We start from the raw sequence: 18,995 nt of genomic DNA, 5'->3' as shown, positions 1-18,995 counted from the left end.
TCGTCGTGTCGCCGGATCTCGTGCCTGCGCTTTTGGAGATGAAGGCTGCGGGCGCCATCACCCATATCGCACGGTCTTTCGCGGTCGAGGATGTGGCCGGTGCGCGCATCGTGATCGCTGCCACCAATCACGCCGCCACCAATAAGCTTATCTATCAGACCGCCACGGCCGCCCGCGTGCCGGTCAACGTGGTCGACCACCCGGCGCTCTGCACCTTTATCATGCCCTCGGTCATCGATCGCTCGCCCGTGCTCATCGCCGTATCGAGCGGTGGCACCTCGCCCGTGCTCGCGCGGCTGTTGCGGGCACGCCTCGAGAGTCTGGTTGCTTCCACTTATGGGGCGCTGGCCGCCTTCATGGCCAAGCGCCGCCCGGAGGTCCGTCAGCGGATCACCTCGCCGCGCGCGCGGCGCCGCTTCTGGGAGCGCGTGCTCCAGGGGCCGACCGCCGAACTGCTGCTGGCCGGACAAGGCGCGGCGGCGGCTCAGGTCTTCGATCGCGAACTCGCGCGGCCCGAGGGGGACGGCGCGGGCCTCGTATCGCTCGTGGGTGCGGGCCCGGGTGACCCGGATCTTTTGACCCTGCGCGCCCTGCGGCTCATGCAGGAGGCGGACGTCATCGTCCATGACCGCCTGGTCGCGGCCCCCATTCTCGCGCTCTGCCGGCGCGAGGCGCAGCGCATCGACGTCGGGAAGAACGCTGGACACCACGCGGTCCCCCAAGAGCAGATTAACCAGCTGCTCGTGGCTCTCGCCGCCACCGGCCAGCGGGTCGTGCGCCTCAAAGGTGGCGACCCCTTTGTGTTCGGGCGCGGTGGCGAGGAGATCGACGCGCTCGTAGAGGCCGGCATCCCCTTTCAGGTGGTACCCGGCATCACTGCTGCCCTCGGCTGCGCGGCCTACGGGCATCTGCCGCTCACCCATCGGGATTACGCCCAGTCCTGCGTTTTCGTCACAGGCCACTGCCGGAAAGACACCCTGGAGCTGAACTGGGAGTCGCTCGCCCGCCCGCAACAAACCCTCGTGTTCTACATGGGGGTCGCGGCGCTCCCGGCCATCAGTCGCGAGCTCATGGCTCACGGCTTGCCCGCCACGACACCGGCGGCCTTGATCGAACGGGGGACCACCCCTGAGCAGCGGGTCTTGACCGGCACGCTCGCAAATCTGCCGCAGATCGTGGCCCAGGAGGCCATTTGCCCTCCCACGCTTATCGTCATAGGCGAGGTCGTGCGGCTGCACGAGCGCTGGAAGTGTCGCACCGACAGGACCGAAACGACGGATCTGCGCGCCGCCGGATAAGGGTGGCAGCGGCCCCGATGGAGGCCGTCGCCGCTTGAGCGACACGGCGCGATGGCAAGCCGATGCGACACCCCCCACTCCGATCACACCCAAAGCCACGGTCGCGGAAGACCGCGATCTCACCGGCACGAGAGGTGGTGGTCAACGCGGCCCTCGATCCCTGACCGAAACACGCGAGAGACCATGACGCACGCGGCAAGGGCCTTGAGGCGCACGGGCCGTGCTCTCTGGGGGCCTTCCTGCCAGAAAATGCAGGATCTTTGTCCAAGATCGGCGGCGGCATGGATGGGGGCGAGGTGCTAGGGTGGTGAGGCCCCACACGGGAGGCGGGCCGGGTCGCTGCTCATGGCCGCCGGGGCACGAACCTTCGGGGTGTCATGGGGCAGCGCACAATCCCAAGCGTGCGCTTTCGTGGAGGGAGACGGGCGTTCGGAGGTATCGCTACGGCGTGTATACAGAACTAGGCGCACCCAACAGAATGGTGTCTTGGCGAACGAGCAAGCCGCGCCTTCGTTTGTTGGCTTGGCTGATGCCGTGGCACGGGCGGATGCATGCGCACACTCTTCGATACGGACAAATACATTTCCACCGTGAAGGTGGGCGTTGTGGGCGACAATGAGGCGCACGCCATGAGCAGAGCCTTGATGGGTGCCCTGAACGAAGGCGTGGCGACCAGCGACGACCTCGTGAAGAGCGGCATACAAATCGATTTCGTGGCGGCGCGGGTGGATGTATTGAGGGTGCAAGTCGAGGCGCTCAATACCAAAATTGATGGCGTGTCCCGCAACCTTGACGACAAAATCGGGGCCCTCAATGAAAAGATCGACGGTGTGGCCCGTAACCTTGAGGACAAGATCGGGGGCCTCAACGCCAAGGTCGACGGCGTGTCCCGCAACCTTGACGACAAGATCGGGGGCCTCAACGCCAAGGTCGACGGCGTGTCCCGCAACCTTGACGACAAGATCGGGGGCCTCAATGAAAAGATCGACGGCGTGGCCCGTAACCTTGAGGACAAGATCGGGGGCCTCAACGCCAAGGTCGACGGCGTGGCCCGTAATCTTGACGACAAAATCGGGGCCCTCAATGAAAAGATTGACGGTGTGGGCCGCCATCTCAACGACAAGATGGATAGTCTTGAGAGGAACCTACGGACCGAAATGGACGCGCGCTTTCATGTTCACAAGGTGTGGCTCATGATCATCGCCGCCATGCTCGCCTTCTCAAACCCCCTCATGATGGCTTTTTATAAGGCGATTGGGATTTTTCCCTAACCGGTCCCCGACGATTCCCGTCCTATCCTACGAGCGGCCTAGGGGTCGGCGTTAAGCGGCCTTGGCCTTTTTCGTGCGCAATACGAGGAGGGTGAGCACGCCTAGCGCCAGCACTTCCGTTGCCGTACCGAAGCGCACGAGATCGCCCGGACGAATGCGGTAGAGCGCGCCCATGGCGAGGCTTCCAACCATCCAGGCCAGACCAAAGCCCACGTCGAACAGACCGAAGGCCGCCCCCAGTCGCCGGGCGGGGACAAGACGAGTGATCCCAGCCCGCAAGGCGCCGTCCTGGACCCCGAGGGCTGCGCCCCAGACGGCCGCGGCCGCCGCGAGGGCCAGTGGTGACTGCGACAGAAACTGCAGGGGGTCTGCGATCAAAAGAAGCAAGGGGAGCAGATAAAGAACTTTGAGGCCGATGCGGTCGAAGAGTCGGCCAGCGACGAGTGCGGTGAGCCCGTTTACGGCCATGGCCAAGGCGTAAAGCACGGGAATCCACGGTGGTGCGAGGCGATGAATCATGGCCAAGTGGTAGGAGAAGAACATGAAATGGGCAAGCCCCATGACCGTGAGCGCGGCGAAGGCCATGTAGCCGTAGAAGAGTGGTGGCAGGGCCACCATGGGCTCGGCGGCTGGCCGCGCCTTGAGGGGGGGTGCCAGGGTGCGCGCAGAGACGAGCATGGCGAGCGAGACCATTGCCGGCACGAGCAAGGAGGCGAAGGCGGCGTGGTAACCGAAGCCGGCCACGATCCCGGCCACCATGAGGGGGCCTAGCAGGGCGCCGAATTGGTCGAGGATGGTGTGGAGCCCGAAGGCACGTCCCACGCCGAGGCGCTCTCCGGCCTGGGCCAATACGACATTGCGCGCTGGCGTACGAAAACCCTTGCCAAGTCGTTCGGCCCATATCAAAGGCACGGCGATCCAGAGATCGCCGGCGAGCGCGAGCGCTGGGACGGCAAGCAGGTTCGCGAGGTAGCCTGCGGCCATGATCGGCCAATAGCGGCGCGTCCGATCCGCGAGGTGTCCGGCGAAGAAGCGCACGCCCGCGCCCAAGAGTTCGCCTGTGCCGGCGATGAGGCCCACGAGTACGGGACTTGCCTTGAGGGTCGCTAAGAAGGCGCCGAGGATGGCGTGGCTCCCCTCGTAGGCAAAATCAGCAAAGAGGCTCACAAGTCCCAGGCGCACCACGAAGCGCGTGATATCGGCGTCTTGGGTCTGCGGTGTCGGCATGGGGCTCCTGACTTACTACCTATTGGGGTGATCGGCGCAACATCGGCGAGCGATGGGCTGCGCGGCGCGTTAGTATAAGCGATCGCGCCATGAGTGGCAGGTCGTCTCCGCAAAGAGCGGAGACAGGCCTCACGGGTCGGCGCTGTTTGGGACTAGTTATGTGTGGGGGCGGGCGAGTGCTGGAGGACGAGTTTTGGATGGCGGAGGCGCTTGCGCTTGCGCGGCGCGGCGCGGCGGCGGGCGAAGTGCCGGTCGGGGCCGTGCTGGTGCGCGCGGGCGAGGCGATTGCGCGGGCCTACAATAGCCCGATCGCGCTGCACGATCCCACCGCTCATGCCGAGATCCTGGCCTTGCGCGCGGGAGGGCAGCAGATCGGCAACTATCGCCTGCAGGATTGCGTCTTGTATGTGACTTTGGAGCCCTGCGCCATGTGCGCGGCGGCGCTTGTCCATGCGCGACTCGCGCGCGTCGTATTTGGGGCGCCCGACCCGCGCGTCGGGGCCGCGGGCTCGGTCTTTACGCTCACAAACGAGCCCCGATTCAATCACCGCGTGGCGGTCAGTGGTGGCGTATTGGCCGCTGAATGCCAGGTCTTGCTGCAGGATTTCTTTCGGGCGCGACGGGCACCTTCGTCAGATCGTGGGCTCGCTTAACTGAAAGAGCAGAGAGCGGGTGTCGTTGCCGGTGGTGTGGTGCAGCTGGCGCAATATGCGGTAGTAGACGCGTATGCGGTTGACGTACTGCACGGCCACATAACCGGGGGCGTAGCCAAAGTGTGTCTTGCGAAACCACCACGGGTCTTCGAGCAGCGGCAGGCGTTGCTCGACGTCGGCCCAGCGATCCGGGTTGGCACCCTGTTCGCGTGTGAGCCAGCGGGCGTCCTCAAGGTGATTTTGGCCGATATTATAGGCGGCAAGCGCCATCCACGTGCGATCGGGCTGCGGGATCGCGGGGGGCAGGGCGTCCAAGAGTGTGCGCAGGTAACGCGCCCCCCCGTCGACGCTTTGCCGTGGATTCAGGCGGTCGGTGACGCCGAGCGAAAGGCAGGTGTCGTTGGTGAGCATCATGAGGCCCTGGACCCCCGTCGGGGATTCGGCACGCGCATCCCATCGCGATTCCTGATAGGCCACCGCCGCAAGCAGGCGCCAGGGAATGTGGTAGCGGGCACCGGCGCTGCGAAACAGCGGGGCGTAGATCGGCAAGGCCGCCCGAACGTGCTCGAGATAGGTGTGGATATGGACGTAGTTGTAGCGCGTCACGCCATAGTAGCGGGCGATGAGGTCGGCGAGTTGCCCTGAACGGCGCATCTGCGTGAAGAAGCGGAACGCGGCGTGATAGAGCTTGGTGTCGCGGTGTTTGGGGAAGGCCCAGGCCAGCGGGTGCGGCGGTCCTATAGCGAAGGCGACATGGAGCTCGGGGTAGTAGCGGCGATTGACGGAGACGACATTAGAGTCGGCGATCGTATACCGCAGTAGGCCCTGCCACACCAGGAAGAGGAGTTCGTCGGCCTGCATGTGCGAGGCATCGGTCCAGCTCAGATGAGGAAGGGTCTGCCGCAGGTGGTCGAGCGTGGTCTCGGCGCTCGAGCCCGCCACCACCTCGATGGTGTGGCCGACGATGTCCTTCAGTGCCGCCGGCTTGTCCGTGCCGCCGCGGTAGACGAGTTGTTCATGCACGATCTGATAGGGGGGGCCGAAGCGCACCAGGCGTTTGCGGGCCGAGGTGACGGTGAGCCCGGCCACGAGATCCCCTTTGCCTGCGGCGAGTGCCTTGAGGAGGCCGCGATCATGGCCTACGACCTTGATCTTCAGTCGCAGTCCGAGGAAGTCGGCGAAATCGCGGGCCATGTCGTACTCCATCCCCGCCGGACCTTGCGCGCCTTGATAATAGGTCGTCGGTCCCGTGCGGGTGAGGACTACGAGTTCGCCGCGCTTCTGGCCCGGCAGACGTACGAGTTTTGAGCGAGCGTGGTGAGATGAACATCCGCCGAGCAGCATCGCCGTAAGGGCGGCGAGCGTCAGGGCGGTGGCTACGGGGCCTGGGCGATCCATCGCAAAAGCCGGGGGTTGCCCCCCTTGATTCTATCGCTGGTCGCGCACATGGGCCCGATAATACCCCCTCTATCCTTTCTTGGCGACTCCAGTTAAGCTTAGCGGCCTGGGAGAGGTACCGAAGCGGTCATACCGGCGCAGACTCGAAATCTGTTGGGGGCATTGCCCCACGTGGGTTCGAATCCCACCCTCTCCGCCATTATTGGAGAGCTCAAGGCCAAGGTTGGCCGACTTAGCCTGCGATACCGAAATATGGTAGCGCGGGTCGAGCGTTTTCCGAATCGGGCTTCGCGGTAGTAGTGGCGGCGAAGAGGACGGATTCATGACAGGAAGTTGTCCTGAGCAAGACGATAGCGGTCGTGTGACGAGCAGCCTTGGTAGGGCTGCGGGGCAGAGAAAAGACCGCGCGAATCCCACCAATCTTCTCTATTTGCGCGCGCGGCACCCTTATCAAGGGGCCATTCGGCAGGATTTGAGCGGCGCGTTTTATACTCTCGGCGGTGTGGTTCTAGGGCTCGTCGTGGGCTATCTCGAATACCACTACCGGCTGTCGGCGGCGCTGGTATCCTTGCGTGATCCGGCGCTCTTGTTGCTGGGGGTACCCGCGCTGGTGGGCGGAGGGGCGGGGGCCTTCGTCGCGTGGATCAGGGCGCGAACCAAGCTTGCGCAGGCGCTAGTCACGTCCGAAGGTTTCAGGCAACGCCTCATGAGTGTGGAGCGCAATCAGGCGCTCTGGATCAGCCTGTCGGCTGTGCTCCATGATGTCCGCAACCCCCTTCATAATATCCAACTCCTTATAGAAGCCCTTGAGTCCCCCACCGTCGACCCCAACCGGGTGCGCACACAGGTCCTCGAACAGCTCGAACGCATCAATATGCGCATCCGCAAGGTGGTAGCCCAGATCAGCGAGTTTTCCGGAGAGATCGCGCGCCGCCCGGTCGGTCTTGCCCAGGTGCTGACCGAGGTCTCGGAGATGGTGCGCCCGCTCGCCCGCCAATCGCGGGTGAATCTCAGCGTGGACGCAGACCACGACACCATGGTGGTCGCTGACCCCAAGTTCTTGGTGCAGGCCATCGATCATTTGATACTGAACTCCCTGCAGATACTGTCGGAGCAGCCGCCATCGGCCGCGCGCAGTCTATGGGTGCAGGTTCGGCGGGTCGGTGATGACGTGGAGATGTGGGTGGAGGATAGCGGCCCGGGTCTGCCCGACGAGGTCCGGGAGCGTTTGTTCGAGCCGCTGACTGCGACTAACACGAGCGGTATGGGTCTTGGGCTTGCCATCGCGCATGCCTTGGCGAGCGCCGCCGGAGCACCCTTGTCGCTGGGCTATACAGGAGCTGCCGGGACGCGCTTCGTGCTGCGTTTTCAGTCGGCATGAGATTCGCGCGTTTGTTACCCCCCTTATCGTTTCGAGAGACCGAGTGCCCCGTATGACCGCTAACCAGGAAACTCTGTCGATATTGTGTCTGGGCGTGGACCTGCCGTGGGTTGCGAAGGTCTGTCGGGATGAGGAATTGAATGTCGACCTGAAGGAGCTTCCGTGGTCGGAGGCCGCTTCTGCGCAACTTCAGGATCTGACGCAAGACGTAGTGCTCGTGGGCGAGTCGGCGTTCCGGCAGTGGCGTGATTGGGCGCAGGCCGTGGCCCTGCGGCCTGTCATCGTGGTGACCGAGAAGATCGAAGAGGGGCTAGTCACCGCGGCTCTGCGCTGGGGGGCGCTCGACGCGCTCTCGACCAAGGAAGTGGGGCGTCTGGGTGCGCGCCTGCAAGGGATCGCCTACCGGCGCGTGGGGCGCGAGCTTGTAGGGGAGATCCTGTCCTATCTAGAGGAGTCGGTCTTAATCGCGCGCAGCCGGCCGAACGATGGCCATGAGATCGTCTACCGCAACCCAGCCTGCGTCCGACGCATGGGCGCCGTGAGTGGGTATTCAAGCGACCGTCTCCTGTGTCTCTCGCCTGGCCCCCGAACCGACATGCGCAAACTCGACGAAATACGCCATGAGTTGCGCGCAGGACATCCGGTGCGTGCCGAGCTCATCGATTACCGAAGCGACGGCGAGATGTCGTGGACCGAGTTTTCCGCCGCCCCATTGAGCGTTCCCGGATACTGGGTTGCGGTATCGCGCGACGTGAGTCGTCGCCACGAATCGGAGGACAACGCCCAACGATTGCGCGAACTCGTCATCAAATCGCAGAAGCATGAGAATACCGCCGTGCTCGCCGCCGGGATCGCGCACGATTTCAATAATATCCTAACAGGCATCGTTGGCAGCGCCGAGCTTGCCCGTATGGCGCTGCCGCCAGAGCACGCCGTGCAAGCGGACATCGAGACTATCATCCAGGCGTCCGAGCGCGCCGCCGAGCTGAATCGCGAACTTTTGGATTTCGCAGGACCGGGCAAGGGCGCCTTGGAGCCCGTTTATCTGAACAGCATGGTGACGACCATGCTCGTCATCCTCCGTTCACGGATGCAGAAGTCGATTGTGGTGCGCAAGGCTTTGCGACCCGATATCCCACCCATTGAGGCCGATCCTGCCGAGATTCAGCAGGTGATGCTCAATCTGTGCATGAACGCAAGCGAGGCCATGGCTGAGGCGGGTGGAACGCTTTCGATTACCACGGATCGCGTGGACATAGGGGACGACGAACGCGGGAGGTTCGCCTACGGATGGCCGCAGCCGGGCCCGCACGCGGTCTTCGAGGTCTCGGATACAGGCCGTGGGATGGACTCGGCCTTGACGGCGCGGGTCTTCGAGCCCTTCTTTACCACCAAGGAAGGGGCGCGCGGCATCGGTCTGAGCGTGGTCTTGAGTATCGTGAAGGCCTATCGCGGCGGTATTGATATCGATACGAGCCCAGGGGGTGGTACTACTGTACGTATCGTGCTGCCAGCCGCCCCGGAACGCGAACGCCGCAGGCCCGAGAAGGTGCAGAGGGTGCGCGAAGCCGAGCACCGCACTATCTTATTTGTGGATGACGAGGAAATGCTGCGCTCGCTCGCGCAGCGCGCCTTGGAGCCGCTTGGTTATCGCGTTCTGGTCGCCCCAGACGGGGTCGAGGCAGTGCGGATTTTCCGCGAAAACATGACGGAAATCGATCTCGTGGTGTTGGACCTCTCCATGCCGCGCAAGGGTGGAGAAGACGCCTTCAAGGAGATGCACGCCTTGGACGAGCGCGTGCCTGTACTTCTCTGCTGTGGCTACGATGAGGCGAGTGCCCGGGAAAAGACCCGGGGCGCTCTATTCGCGGGCTATCTTGCGAAGCCCTTTGGTGTCGGTACCCTGATAGAGACGGTACGGGCTACGCTCGCCAAAGCGGTCTCATGAGTTTTCGACATTTTTATGGAACTCATAAACATTGTCCGACTAATGTCCGATAATGGCAGGGCGGCCGGTTTGTACAATGGCCCCGTCATACAATGGACGCGATGAGATGGGGCCGGATGAGAGCCGCGGTAAGGCGGAGGGGACGGGATTCGATTGGCTGATGCAGATCGCGTACCTTGCCGGCAAGTCCTTGGACCTCGACGAGGCGCTTCCGGCGACCGTCACGGCCATGGCCGAGCTGATACCGTGTGAGCACGTCGTAGTCCTGCAGCTTGAGAACGACGTCATGGGGGTGCGGGCGCATTGGTCGCGACCTAGCGCGGGCGCCACCATCGGTGATTGCAGTTTCAAGCGCTCTCCTGAAACCAGCTTATGCGACCTCGACGTACTCCATGTGGCAGGGGGCGGGGCCGTCGATGCCTTGCCCTATTTTCAGGTGGAACCGGGTTCCGAACGCGGCGTTGTTGTGCTGACGGTGCCGCTTGCGGTCGACTATGTGTGCGTCGGGCGCCTGGACTTTATTCGCGACGGTGCCGGTGAAGACTTCTCCGCCTGGGAACGGCATTTTGCCCAGGCCTGCGCGCGTATATTAGCCTTGAGTGTCAGAAATGGCGCGGAATACGCGCGCATGGCGTGGCTTGCGGAGCACGACCCGTTGACGGGGATTGGCAACCGCCGGACGTTCGATCTGGCGCTGAATCGCGAGTTGGCGCGCGCGGAGCGGTATCGGCGCGACGTATCCTTGCTGTTGATCGATCTGGATGATTTCAAAGAGGCCAACACGCACCTGGGTCTGTCCGGGGGCGACGAGATTTTGCGGCGCACCGCCAAGGTCTTGGCCGAGCGCGCGCGCAAAGGGGCGGACGTCTCGTGTCGCATAGGGGGCGATGAGTTCGCCATGATCCTCCCGGAGATCGGCGAGCGCCTGGCCCACGAGCTTGCCATGAGGCTTGTAAAAGACGTAGCGGAAAGCACCATGTCTTTATGGCCGATGCGGTTTTCCTATAGCGTTTCCACCTATCCGGCGACTTCCGCAGAGTTTTTGCGGCGCGCGGCTGATGCACAGCTCCTTGCTGCTAAAAGCCGCAAGGGACGTGTCGCCGTGCCCGTGCGGGGCGCGGTGCAGTGAGGACGTGACAGGAGTTCGTGGGCGGCTATATAGTGGTCGGCGATATTAAGAATGTGGGATATCAAAAAAAGGGGATGCAAATGACGGTACGGCTAGCAAGAAGCGGATTGTCCGCAGGGATGCAGGAGTCGCGGCGGCGCGATACGAGTGCGATGCGTCGGACACGGCAGATACTGTTGATCGAAGATGAGACTGTGGCGGGGCAGGCACTTTCCCAATCCCTCCAGGGGCTGGGCATGGCGTGCCGATGGGTGTCGACGTTCGAAGAGGCGGCGGCCGCTTGGAAAGAAGCATCTTATGATGCGGTGATTACGGACATTATGCTCGATACGGGTAAGCCCGACGGTCTCGAAGTGTTGCGGAAGATCGAGCAGGCCGGGATGCCAATGCCGGTGGTCGTGATCAGCGCCTTCGCTGATCAAAATCGTGTGAAGGAGGCCTTGAATCACGGCGCCGCCTATCTGCTCGAAAAGCCGTTCTCCACGAGCGATTTGAAGCGGGTCCTGGAGCGTTTGTGGCAAGAGCCCAAGGGATTGATCGGGGCGCGCGAGCGGGCCTTGAATCAAGCGAGCTTGACGAATAAGGAATGCGAGGTCGCGCGACTGCTCCTAAAGGGCCTGTCGACCCAGGAAATGGCGAGGTTGACGGGAAATTCGGAGAAGACCCTAAAGCAGCATATCAGCACGATCTATGAGAAGTGTGGAGTGTCGAGCCGCACGGAGTTCTTCCACTACATCTTTCCTACCTGATCCGAGGCAAGGCCCAGCCCAGGCCCCGTGCGCGCAAGGTGCATTGGGGGGTGCACGCGGCAGCCTTCGCTGTTTTAGGTGTTCCGAGAAGTCGTCAAGGGCGTCAGTGCGGCAATGCGTCGGGTGAGGCACATCGGGGCCCGAAGGCGGCCAGTGCTGCGGCGGGTTCCTCGCATGTCGTTACGGCCGAGAAGCTCATGCGAGAGCGGCCTCAAGGGGCTTTCAAAGGGGTGTTTCGGTGTAGGTCCTGAGGTCGATGGCGGACCCCGTTGTACCGGGTAGACTGGTCACCACGCTCGCAAGAAAACAAAGGGTGAGGGACATGGGCTCATACTCGTTACTGGGCACGATCGTCGCGATATTGGACATTATAGCGATTATCAGCATATTGCTCGGCTCCGCCCGCGTCGGCCACAAGGTGATATGGATCGTGGTGGTGTTGGTGTTTCCGCTCGTGGGTATGATTATTTATTATTTGGCGGGGCGCAGTCCACGGGACGCGTGACGCCCGGTCTTTCCCGTTGAGGAGGTGTACGTATGGAAATGAATGCACAGTATCTGCCTGCGGCTTCGGATCGTGCCGGGGCGAAGGTCATGATGTTCATAAGTGGCGTGGCGCTGGGCTATGCGGTCGCTACGCTTCTGGCGCCGAAATCCGGGCGTGAGATCCGATCGTCTTTGGGCGAGTTTGCGAAATCCAAAGGCGACAGCGTTTCCGGGGCTGTGCGCAGTGCCGTAGGCGCGGCGCGCGACGCGACCCGGAACGTGTCGAGGCGCGTGGCGGATGCCATGGATGAGGGGCGCGAAAAGGCAGGCGATGCGGTGGCAAGCGCCGCCGCTAAGGTCGCGAGCGCGTCGCGGGGCGCGGAGTAAGCGACCCACGAGCGGGCCACCCCCGGGTTTCAGTAAGCTGTAGGACCAAGGTCTGATCGCCGAGCGGACGCGTCCATCCGACAATAGGTTGGCCCGAGAGTGGGTGCCGGAAGCGGCACCGCACGGGAACCTTTGAAGGAGGGTGTTATGACAAGGTGTGTCGCAAGGGATCTTGTAGAGTCGAGCGGCGTGGATGCTGAGCGTTTGGTTGATCTTTTGGTCGAGCGGGCGCTGGCCGAGATGGGTAACTACTACTATTACACATTACTTCGGATGCATCTCGTGGGTGTCGAGGGTGATGCCTTACGGCGTGTTGTCGAAGACGCCCGCGAAGAGGATCGGAACCATTTTGAGGCGCTCGTCCCGCGGATCTACGAGCTGGGCGGGCGGTTGCCGGCCACAGTTACAGGCGAGGTCGGGGGCTTGGGTGATTTGCGCAATCTCCCGGCCGAGGCGGACGCCCCGCAGATCCTCCCCATACTGCTCAAGGCCGCCGAGGAGTCGGTGCGGGCCTACACGCACCTTTGCAGCGTGACCTCGGGCAAAGACAACAGGACCTATAATCTCGTGCTCGCCATTCTGCACGAGGAGATTGGGCACCAAGTGTGGCTGCTCGAGTTTTTGGGGCGCGGAGCGGCTGAGCCGTCGCTTCGCGCCCGCAATATTTCCCCGTTTGTGGCGCCCTATCTTCGTGCCCCTCGTGCTATCAGCCTGGAACCGGCGGCCCGCATGGCCTAAGGTCAGATTCGACCTCCTGTGTTTCGTTCGACAATGAGTTTTCATTGTCGAACGAAGGGGGTAGGGATGGATCTGAAACATCTTATAGTGGGCGTGGGCGTGGCCTTGGCCTTCGGATCGGTTGCAGCTTCTGCGGCGCAGGTCCGATCGGCGATCTACCATGGCTTGAGCGACGGTACGTCTAGAATCCATGCGGGATCCGCGGTAAGGGGGGCACACCCCGGCCACTTCCAGCGCAGTGACGAGCGTCATCACAGTGACGAGCGCCATCGCAGTGACGACCAAGGTCACCAGGACGGTGGATCCGGCGGTTACGGGTCTTAAAGGGGCCCATTCCCAACAAAATCCCTTAAACTTGAGGAGCCTTCAGCCATGAATAAAGAACAGCTACAGGGGAAGTGGACGCAGGTGAAGGGTGAGGCTAAGCGTCGTTGGGGTAAGCTTACTGATGACGACCTCACGGAAATCAAGGGCAACTACGATAAACTTCTGGGTAAGATCCAGGAGCGCCATGGAGAGTCGCGAGAGAACATTCAGAAGTGGGTGGATTCGCTCAAGAATTGATGCGCTAGGCGAGCCATCTGCGACAATCTAGCTCAGGAACAACAACAAGAGGGCGGCATGATGACGAACAAACAGAGGATGTTGGGCCCGAAGAGGGTATTGGCGAGCGCCATTGTTGGGACGGTGTTGGCCCTGGGGGCGGGTTGTTCGAGTACGCCCTCGCGCGAAACCACGGGACAATACTTTCATGACGCGGCCATCACCTCGAAGATCAAGGCGGGCATCCTGAAGGATCAGGTACTACAGGGCTTCCAGATCAAGGTCGACACGTATCGCGGTCACGTCATATTGAGCGGTTTTGTCAACCGGGCAAGCCAAGTACGCCAGGCCATGCGCATCGCCCGCGAAACGTCAGGCGTCGTGAGCGTGCGTAACGATCTTGTCGTAAAGAGCATGACCAGTGGTGGGACGGGGAACGGTAGCGATTCGGGAAGCGGTAACTAGGCGTTCGCGTCTAGGGCCAGGAGACGGTCAGACCGAGCCCGCGCAGGCGGGCCACGGTCGGCCCCAGGCAGTGTGCGACGAACTGTTGGCGTGCGGGGTGCGTGGCGGCACGCGCCGCCCACGGGCCCGCTGGGAGTCCGGCATGGATGTAGAGCGATTGGGGCGGGTAGTAGAACGTCGTTACGAAGCGATGCAGGAGTGTGTTCAGGGCGCGCCCAAGAAGAATGCGCGTGAGGCTTCCCGCCTGTTCGAGCCTGTGTCTCAGCACTTCCCGCCCATAGGCGATATGGCGCGCCTCGTCGGTGCTGTGGAGGGCGCAGATCTCAACTGGGACCGGGCAGACGCCTTGGGCATGCAGTCTCACATAGCGGTTGAGTCGATCCGGTATCTCCTCGCCCAATAGGATAGCGCTCCAAAAAAGCGTCGAATGGAAGGGGAGTCTGCGGCCGAGCGCCGTAAGCCAGGGGTCGAAAGGTGCGTCGAGCACGGCGGTATCGAGGTCGGTGCGTTCGAAGAACTCGAGAAACATGAGGCTGTGGCCGGCCTCCTCGCGCAGTTCGTGGAGGTGGTAGATACGGGTCGCGCGCGGACCTTTGAGCGCGGCGCGCGCCAGTCTTTGCAAAAACAGGCTCTCAAGCCAGACGCCGGCGCTCAAGAAGCGGGCGAATTCATAATGGGACAGCCTTTTGCGGACATCGAGCGGCAAGGCGTCGTATTGCTCGATCCCATACAGTGACACGGCCTGCTCGGGGAGCCAGAACGCGTGTTCGGACAGCCGTTCCCAATGGATGCGCGCCAGAGGGTCCCGATAGGGGGTGCTATGGCGCGACAGCTGCGTGGCGCGGTCCGTGAAAGGAGGCTGGGTCTTCAGGAGATTGGGCTTGCCCATGGGCGCGCAGTATAACGCCCTTCCTTAGGCGGGCCTATAGGCCCTATCGTTGCGCGAACGGCGAAGCTGGGTTAGTCTTGGCGCCCTCCGGGGAGAGGTGTCCGAGCGGTTGAAGGAGCACGCCTGGAAAGTGTGTGTACGCCAAAAGCGTACCGAGGGTTCGAATCCCTCCCTCTCCGCCACTTCAGAGCGGCAGTCCGAACGCCGGCGTAGCCGCTCCTACCTATGATGTGCACCTCTTTATCTACGCCTAGGCCCGCTGGGTGAGCGCAGGGAGAGGCTTACGCGGCCTTTACGGCGCAGGCCGTAAGTGTGGCCTGAGATAGAACCCTGAGATAGAACACCGAAATGCGGTGGTTCCCGGCGGCGCTACGGTCGGTATGACGCGGCGTTGAGTGGTGCGATTCGCTGCCGCTCCTTCCGCCCATGGCGCCCATGGCGCCCATCCGGTGGGGCTCGGTGGGGACCTTTGCCGCGGTCAGATCCGGCGTCTGTGGGTCGTCCCCGCCAAGGGGCCCCTGTAATCTTGGCCTATGTTTCACTCGTTCTGGTTCTGGACGCCGCGGTCGCACCCTCGGTCGCCTCCGTGGCCGTAAAATGAATGACGAGCGCACCGGCAACGATAAGCGCAAAACTCCCCACCACCGCACCGCTAAGCACCTTCCCGCCCGCGACGTATTCTATGAGGTACACAAAGCATGGCAGCGCATAGTAAGAGACCCCAGTCCTGGATGCCCCTATGAGCTTCACCGATTTGTTCCAGAGATAGAAGGCCACCAAGGATGCAAACACCCCCAGATACAGAATATACGCGCCTGTATCCAGGGTTATCGGAGAGAATCCGTACAAAGCCTCGCGCAAGAGATAGAAAGGCAGCAGTCCCACCAGTCCTGTGAATATCAAGAGAAGCAGATATTCCCCATCGGCCATCCCTTTGGGTACCCGCTGGACGACCGTATAAACCGCAAACGTGATGGATGCCGTAACCATCAGCAGATCTCCCATCGATACCTTGAGGCCCGCCAATGACGAAGTGCCGTCCGTTCCGATAAGCCAGACACAGCCCATCATTGCCATCCCGACGCCGAGCCATGTCGCAGACCTGACGCGTCGTCTAAACACCAAGCAGTTGATGGCCACAATGAAGGCGGGTGAGGCCACTGATATCAGCGAAAGATCTACCGCGGGCGCAGATTTCCCCGCTAGGTATATAAGTGTATTCAATGCCGACACGCCCGTTATGGCGGTCACGACAAGCCTCCTGACGCCCCCCTTGTCCTTGAGGATATCTTGGATCCTCACAAATGCGGGCCTCGCAAAGGGCAGCAGGCATATGAAGGCCACGAGCCATCGATAAAACGCCAATTCGACAGGGGCAATCGTGGCGCTCGCCTTGTTCGCAATGACAAAATTCGCGGACCATAGGGCCACTGCCAGCAGCGAATATAGCCACCCTCTCATCATAAGCTCGCTACCTTCCCGGTGGGCCGGACTAATGATCGCGCGTCCCAAAGCTCCTCCCAATCAAGGGACCACGCCCCGCCGCCGTGCCGGCCGGTACGCGCCCTCCTCTTATGGGCGCTTGCGTAAACCCGCGCGCAAGCAGGCGGGCTTCGGCTTGCTTGCGGTATGGGTGGGCGGTGTGTCCATCTCCACGCGATCCGCGTTCCCTGGGGGGCGATCCGTCCGCGCCACAAGGGGGCTAGGCCTAAGCCTTCCAGCGTTCGCAAGGTGCGCGACAGATTCGATGGGGCTTGGCGCGTGATGCGTGCCGGCTCATCGAGCGGTGTGGACGCCCTTTCCGCGATGATGCGCAGCGGCTCGCGATTGCCGGGCGACAAGACCCTCGCAAAGGAGGCTGTCGAGGTAAACCGAATCTTCGCTGTGTCGCGCAAGAGGCGCCGCGTCCCGCGCGCCATAGTCATGGTGCCGGCTTTTCTATCCACGTAACTGGCAATGTAACTGGCAACGCCCATTTCCAGGGTCGTCATGGGACCACCCCTCCCTCGGGGTCAGTGCGCGGTTCCGGTGCTCGGCGAATCGGCCGCTTCGGGTTCGATGGAGTCGAAATCGCGGCGGTCGACCACGTAGCGGCCATGTGGGTCTTGGGCGAGTATGTCGCGTAGGCGGTAGCCCCAATGGATGGCCGCAGGCTTGTAGACGTGGCGGGCATGTATGGTCTGCGCCAGGGTCTCATCGAGGCCCGCGAGGATCACGATCAGTTCGGCACCTTCGGCCTCCAGGGTCTCTCGGGAAGCCGCGCTCAACGGGCTCGAGCCTGTGATCGGGTGCATCACAGTCCAAGAATAGCTGAAGCTCGGGGTACTATCGCGCAACAAGACCATGTCCCGAAACCGGCGCATATGGTGGCCCTCGGGGCTTAATTCATTGCGCATGAGCGTCATGCGCACGCGGGCCTCGAGGATCTGGTTGCCGCGCTCATTGACGACGCGGAACATGAGTGTCGGCACACCGTGGTACAGGCTCACCACGGCGGCGGTACTGAAGCGGATGCGCGCCCGCGGGCGCGAGAAGCGGGCGAAGGCAAGACCGGTTGCGAACGCCACGCCGAACAAGCCCATCAGGGTCTCGAGACTCATGAGCACGTTAGCGTAGAGCGTGCCCGGGTACATGATCCCGTAGCCTATGGTGGCCATGGTCTGGACACTGAAGAAGAAAGCATCCGCGAAGGATCCCGGCCGCGCGTGCACGATGGCGCCCGGCTGCGCCAGGTAGGCGAGCGCGAACCCCGCGTTTGCGAGCAGGAAGACGATGCCGACCCCGAGCACGAACGTGGGCCAGCCCATGATGATGAGGGCGTGATAGAGGTCGCCGAAGACCCTGCGTCCCGCCGTTATCCCGGCGTCGAGGCGTTCCCTGATGCGTCCGGCACTCATCGAGTCGGACTTTGGGGGCGTGCGCTGGGGGTGGCGTCCCCGCGGTTTCGGGGGCAAGGGAACTGCCAGAGGACGTTTTGCCGGTTTGTTCTCATTATGCTAACCTCTGCGCCCTGGAAGATTTCCTCCAGAGTGTCTCAATGGCGGTGACGGCCGACCCCCGCTGTGGCGACCGATCGTAAACCCGGTCAGGTCCGGAAGGAAGCAGCCGTAGCGATCCGGTCGGGTGCAGCGTCGGGCCGGCTTAAGCCGCCACCCTATTTTCGGTTGCGAGGACCCTCATGAGCTACCTGGTGCTCGCGCGTAAATGGCGTCCACGCGCTTTCCCGGAGCTTTTGGGGCAAGATTCCGTGGTCCGCGCGCTGCGCTTCGCCCTGGGCGAGGGACGCGTCCATCATGCCTATCTTTTCAGTGGCATCCGGGGTGTCGGCAAGACCACGGTCGCGCGCATCCTCGCCAAGGCCCTGAACTGCGAGCAAGGGCTGGGCCCCGACCCCTGTGGAGTCTGTTCGGCCTGCCAGGAGATAGATGCCGGGCGGTTCACCGATCTGATCGAGGTCGATGCCGCCTCGCGCACCAAGGTCGATGATACCCGCGAACTCCTCGATAACGTCCAGTACGCCCCGACGCGCGGACGCTACAAAGTGTACCTCATCGACGAGGTGCACATGTTGTCGACCCACAGCTTCAATGCGCTGTTGAAGACTTTGGAGGAGCCTCCGCCGCACGTCAAGTTCATATTGGCGACTACGGATCCGCAGAAGCTTCCCGTCACGGTCTTATCACGCTGTCAGAAATTCGCCTTGCGCCGCTTGAGCGACGCGCAGATCCGCGACCACTTGGCCTCGATACTCCGCAAGGAGGCCGTGGCGTTCGATGAGGGCGCCCTTGCGCCGCTTGCGCGGGCCGCCGATGGGAGCGCGCGCGACGCGTTGAGTCTGCTCGACCAGGCGATCGCCGCCGGCGGTGGCGCGGTGCGCGAGGCGTCGGTGCGGGAGATGTTGGGGACGGTGGCGCCGGATCTCGTGCGTCGGGTCGTGACGGCATTGGCGGATGGCGATGGCGCGGCGCTCCTTGCGCATATCGACGAAGCCTATTCCTTGGGCGTGGAGCCCGAGGCGTTTCTGGCCGACCTCGTGCGACTCTGGCATGACATCGCCGTGGCGCAGGCTGTGACCGCGGAGTCGGTCGATGAATGGACTCAGGCCATAGCAGCGCGGCTCGATCCGGGGCTGGTTCAGCTCTGCTACGAGATCGGTTGCCTGGGACGCCGCCAGCTGCCCGTAGCACCGGATCCCGAGACCGGTTTGCGCATGACCGTCTTGCGGATGCTCGCGTTCCGCCCGGCCGAGGAGGGTGTAAGCGTTGCGCCCGCGCCCCCTTCCACTCCGCGCCACGCCGAGCCACAGGTGGCCCCGGCGGCTGCGCCACGGGCACCCCAGGCGATGTCTGTGTCGGCCAATATGGACTCCCTGAGCGCGAGCCGTAGGGAACCTCCGCCTGCGCCGAAGCTTGCGCCGCCGGCGGAGGTGCCGG

19 protein-coding genes, 2 tRNA genes, 1 other RNA gene and 1 pseudogene are annotated in these 18,995 nt (G+C 62.8%); 17 read left to right on the top strand and 6 right to left on the bottom strand.

Annotation, left to right across the window (positions count from 1 at the left end; translation table 11 throughout):
• A partial coding sequence (gene cysG / locus ACYCTF_RS09725; RefSeq protein WP_461284811.1) for a siroheme synthase CysG occupies window positions 1-1,298 on the top strand: 1,298 nt, incomplete at its 5' end.
• A 551-nt stretch (window positions 1,299-1,849) separates the two neighbouring features.
• Entirely contained in the window at window positions 1,850-2,569 is a 720-nt protein-coding gene (locus ACYCTF_RS09720; RefSeq protein ID WP_461283962.1) for a hypothetical protein, read from the top strand.
• Window positions 2,570-2,620: 51 nt separating this feature from the next.
• Here ACYCTF_RS09720 and ACYCTF_RS09715 read toward each other — a convergent pair whose 3' ends face one another.
• Window positions 2,621-3,796 carry an MFS transporter gene (locus ACYCTF_RS09715; protein ID WP_461283963.1) on the bottom strand — a complete coding sequence of 392 codons (1,176 nt, stop codon included), beginning with the start codon at window positions 3,794-3,796 and terminating at the stop codon, window positions 2,621-2,623.
• A 158-nt stretch (window positions 3,797-3,954) separates the two neighbouring features.
• Between ACYCTF_RS09715 and tadA the strand changes: the two are divergent.
• Window positions 3,955-4,422, top strand: a pseudogene (tadA, locus tag ACYCTF_RS09710) (tRNA adenosine(34) deaminase TadA); the annotation flags it as partial.
• 6 nt (window positions 4,423-4,428) lie between these two features.
• On the opposite strand, the gene mltF reads toward tadA, so the two are convergent.
• Window positions 4,429-5,847, bottom strand: a complete 1,419-nt coding sequence (gene mltF, locus ACYCTF_RS09705; RefSeq protein WP_461283964.1) for a membrane-bound lytic murein transglycosylase MltF — start codon at window positions 5,845-5,847, stop codon at window positions 4,429-4,431.
• A gap of 109 nt (window positions 5,848-5,956) precedes the next feature.
• Here mltF and ACYCTF_RS09700 point away from each other — a divergent pair.
• The 11 genes from ACYCTF_RS09700 to ACYCTF_RS09650 all read left to right on the top strand — a co-directional run bounded on the left by ACYCTF_RS09700 (window position 5,957) and on the right by ACYCTF_RS09650 (window position 13,673).
• A tRNA-Ser gene (locus ACYCTF_RS09700) sits at window positions 5,957-6,046 on the top strand.
• A gap of 123 nt (window positions 6,047-6,169) precedes the next feature.
• On the top strand, window positions 6,170-7,228 hold the full coding sequence (locus ACYCTF_RS09695; RefSeq protein ID WP_461283965.1) for a sensor histidine kinase: 1,059 nt from the start codon (window positions 6,170-6,172) through the stop codon (window positions 7,226-7,228).
• Between the two features lie 52 nt (window positions 7,229-7,280).
• On the top strand, window positions 7,281-9,176 hold the full coding sequence (locus ACYCTF_RS09690) for a hybrid sensor histidine kinase/response regulator (protein WP_461283966.1): 1,896 nt from the start codon (window positions 7,281-7,283) through the stop codon (window positions 9,174-9,176).
• A 160-nt stretch (window positions 9,177-9,336) separates the two neighbouring features.
• A complete protein-coding gene (locus ACYCTF_RS09685) occupies window positions 9,337-10,305 on the top strand; it encodes a sensor domain-containing diguanylate cyclase (RefSeq protein WP_461283967.1) in 969 nt (322 codons plus the stop codon).
• Window positions 10,306-10,457: 152 nt separating this feature from the next.
• Window positions 10,458-11,054, top strand: coding sequence for a response regulator transcription factor (locus ACYCTF_RS09680; protein WP_461283968.1), 597 nt, complete (start codon window positions 10,458-10,460; stop codon window positions 11,052-11,054).
• Window positions 11,055-11,376: 322 nt separating this feature from the next.
• Window positions 11,377-11,559 (top strand): PLDc N-terminal domain-containing protein, encoded by a 183-nt coding sequence (locus ACYCTF_RS09675; RefSeq protein WP_461283969.1) that lies wholly within the window; start codon window positions 11,377-11,379, stop codon window positions 11,557-11,559.
• Window positions 11,560-11,591: 32 nt separating this feature from the next.
• Window positions 11,592-11,927, top strand: a complete 336-nt coding sequence (locus ACYCTF_RS09670; RefSeq protein ID WP_461283970.1) for a YtxH domain-containing protein — start codon at window positions 11,592-11,594, stop codon at window positions 11,925-11,927.
• A gap of 147 nt (window positions 11,928-12,074) precedes the next feature.
• A complete protein-coding gene (locus ACYCTF_RS09665) occupies window positions 12,075-12,665 on the top strand; it encodes a ferritin-like domain-containing protein (protein WP_461283971.1) in 591 nt (196 codons plus the stop codon).
• A 66-nt stretch (window positions 12,666-12,731) separates the two neighbouring features.
• Window positions 12,732-12,989, top strand: a complete 258-nt coding sequence (locus ACYCTF_RS09660) for a hypothetical protein (RefSeq protein WP_461283972.1) — start codon at window positions 12,732-12,734, stop codon at window positions 12,987-12,989.
• A gap of 48 nt (window positions 12,990-13,037) precedes the next feature.
• On the top strand, window positions 13,038-13,229 hold the full coding sequence (locus ACYCTF_RS09655; protein ID WP_461283973.1) for a CsbD family protein: 192 nt from the start codon (window positions 13,038-13,040) through the stop codon (window positions 13,227-13,229).
• A 57-nt stretch (window positions 13,230-13,286) separates the two neighbouring features.
• Window positions 13,287-13,673 carry a BON domain-containing protein gene (locus tag ACYCTF_RS09650; RefSeq protein WP_461283974.1) on the top strand — a complete coding sequence of 129 codons (387 nt, stop codon included), beginning with the start codon at window positions 13,287-13,289 and terminating at the stop codon, window positions 13,671-13,673.
• 10 nt (window positions 13,674-13,683) lie between these two features.
• Here the strand turns inward: ACYCTF_RS09650 and ACYCTF_RS09645 are convergent, their stop codons facing one another.
• Window positions 13,684-14,562, bottom strand: a complete 879-nt coding sequence (locus ACYCTF_RS09645) for a diiron oxygenase (RefSeq protein WP_461283975.1) — start codon at window positions 14,560-14,562, stop codon at window positions 13,684-13,686.
• A 91-nt stretch (window positions 14,563-14,653) separates the two neighbouring features.
• Between ACYCTF_RS09645 and ACYCTF_RS09640 the strand changes: the two genes are divergently transcribed.
• Window positions 14,654-14,744 (top strand) — tRNA-Ser (locus tag ACYCTF_RS09640).
• A gap of 349 nt (window positions 14,745-15,093) precedes the next feature.
• On the opposite strand, the gene ACYCTF_RS09635 is transcribed toward ACYCTF_RS09640, so the two are convergent.
• From ACYCTF_RS09635 to ACYCTF_RS09625, 3 genes are all read right to left on the bottom strand, one after another.
• Window positions 15,094-16,023: a DMT family transporter gene (locus tag ACYCTF_RS09635; protein WP_461284814.1), complete on the bottom strand. Its 930-nt coding sequence runs from the start codon at window positions 16,021-16,023 to the stop codon at window positions 15,094-15,096.
• Window positions 16,023-16,481 (bottom strand): HVO_A0114 family putative DNA-binding protein, encoded by a 459-nt coding sequence (locus tag ACYCTF_RS09630; protein ID WP_461284813.1) that lies wholly within the window; start codon window positions 16,479-16,481, stop codon window positions 16,023-16,025. Before ACYCTF_RS09630 ends, ACYCTF_RS09635 begins: the two co-directional genes overlap by 1 nt.
• A gap of 93 nt (window positions 16,482-16,574) precedes the next feature.
• The gene (locus tag ACYCTF_RS09625) at window positions 16,575-17,459 is read right to left on the bottom strand and encodes an ion channel (protein WP_461283978.1); all 885 of its coding nucleotides are present in this window, start codon (window positions 17,457-17,459) and stop codon (window positions 16,575-16,577) included.
• A gap of 151 nt (window positions 17,460-17,610) precedes the next feature.
• Here ACYCTF_RS09625 and ffs point away from each other — a divergent pair.
• An RNA gene (ffs, locus tag ACYCTF_RS09620) (signal recognition particle sRNA small type) lies at window positions 17,611-17,707 on the top strand.
• 33 nt (window positions 17,708-17,740) lie between these two features.
• The coding region (dnaX, locus tag ACYCTF_RS09615; RefSeq protein WP_461284810.1) for a DNA polymerase III subunit gamma/tau at window positions 17,741-18,995 on the top strand (1,255 nt) is incomplete at its 3' end.

The organism is Acidiferrobacter sp. (assembly GCF_054609335.1).
The sequence above is the reverse complement of the archived record's forward strand: the minus strand, read 5'-3'. Positions and strand labels throughout refer to the sequence as shown.

Bases quoted from the DNA above. Each gene is read 5' to 3' on its own strand.
- ACYCTF_RS09720 (WP_461283962.1), top strand. From the start codon at position 1,850: ATGCGCACACTCTTCGATACGGACAAATACATTTCCACCGTGAAGGTG.
- ACYCTF_RS09670 (WP_461283970.1), top strand. From the start codon at position 11,592: ATGGAAATGAATGCACAGTATCTGCCTGCGGCTTCGGATCGTGCCGGG.
- ACYCTF_RS09650 (WP_461283974.1), top strand. From the start codon at position 13,287: ATGATGACGAACAAACAGAGGATGTTGGGCCCGAAGAGGGTATTGGCG.
- mltF (WP_461283964.1), bottom strand. From the start codon at position 5,847: ATGGATCGCCCAGGCCCCGTAGCCACCGCCCTGACGCTCGCCGCCCTT.
- ACYCTF_RS09625 (WP_461283978.1), bottom strand. From the start codon at position 17,459: ATGAGTGCCGGACGCATCAGGGAACGCCTCGACGCCGGGATAACGGCG.
- ACYCTF_RS09635 (WP_461284814.1), bottom strand. From the start codon at position 16,023: ATGAGAGGGTGGCTATATTCGCTGCTGGCAGTGGCCCTATGGTCCGCG.
- ACYCTF_RS09675 (WP_461283969.1), top strand. From the start codon at position 11,377: ATGGGCTCATACTCGTTACTGGGCACGATCGTCGCGATATTGGACATT.
- ACYCTF_RS09660 (WP_461283972.1), top strand. From the start codon at position 12,732: ATGGATCTGAAACATCTTATAGTGGGCGTGGGCGTGGCCTTGGCCTTC.
- ACYCTF_RS09715 (WP_461283963.1), bottom strand. From the start codon at position 3,796: ATGCCGACACCGCAGACCCAAGACGCCGATATCACGCGCTTCGTGGTG.
- ACYCTF_RS09645 (WP_461283975.1), bottom strand. From the start codon at position 14,562: ATGGGCAAGCCCAATCTCCTGAAGACCCAGCCTCCTTTCACGGACCGC.
- ACYCTF_RS09685 (WP_461283967.1), top strand. From the start codon at position 9,337: ATGCAGATCGCGTACCTTGCCGGCAAGTCCTTGGACCTCGACGAGGCG.
- ACYCTF_RS09665 (WP_461283971.1), top strand. From the start codon at position 12,075: ATGACAAGGTGTGTCGCAAGGGATCTTGTAGAGTCGAGCGGCGTGGAT.
- ACYCTF_RS09690 (WP_461283966.1), top strand. From the start codon at position 7,281: ATGACCGCTAACCAGGAAACTCTGTCGATATTGTGTCTGGGCGTGGAC.
- ACYCTF_RS09655 (WP_461283973.1), top strand. From the start codon at position 13,038: ATGAATAAAGAACAGCTACAGGGGAAGTGGACGCAGGTGAAGGGTGAG.
- ACYCTF_RS09680 (WP_461283968.1), top strand. From the start codon at position 10,458: ATGCGTCGGACACGGCAGATACTGTTGATCGAAGATGAGACTGTGGCG.
- ACYCTF_RS09630 (WP_461284813.1), bottom strand. From the start codon at position 16,481: ATGGCGCGCGGGACGCGGCGCCTCTTGCGCGACACAGCGAAGATTCGG.
- ACYCTF_RS09695 (WP_461283965.1), top strand. From the start codon at position 6,170: ATGACAGGAAGTTGTCCTGAGCAAGACGATAGCGGTCGTGTGACGAGC.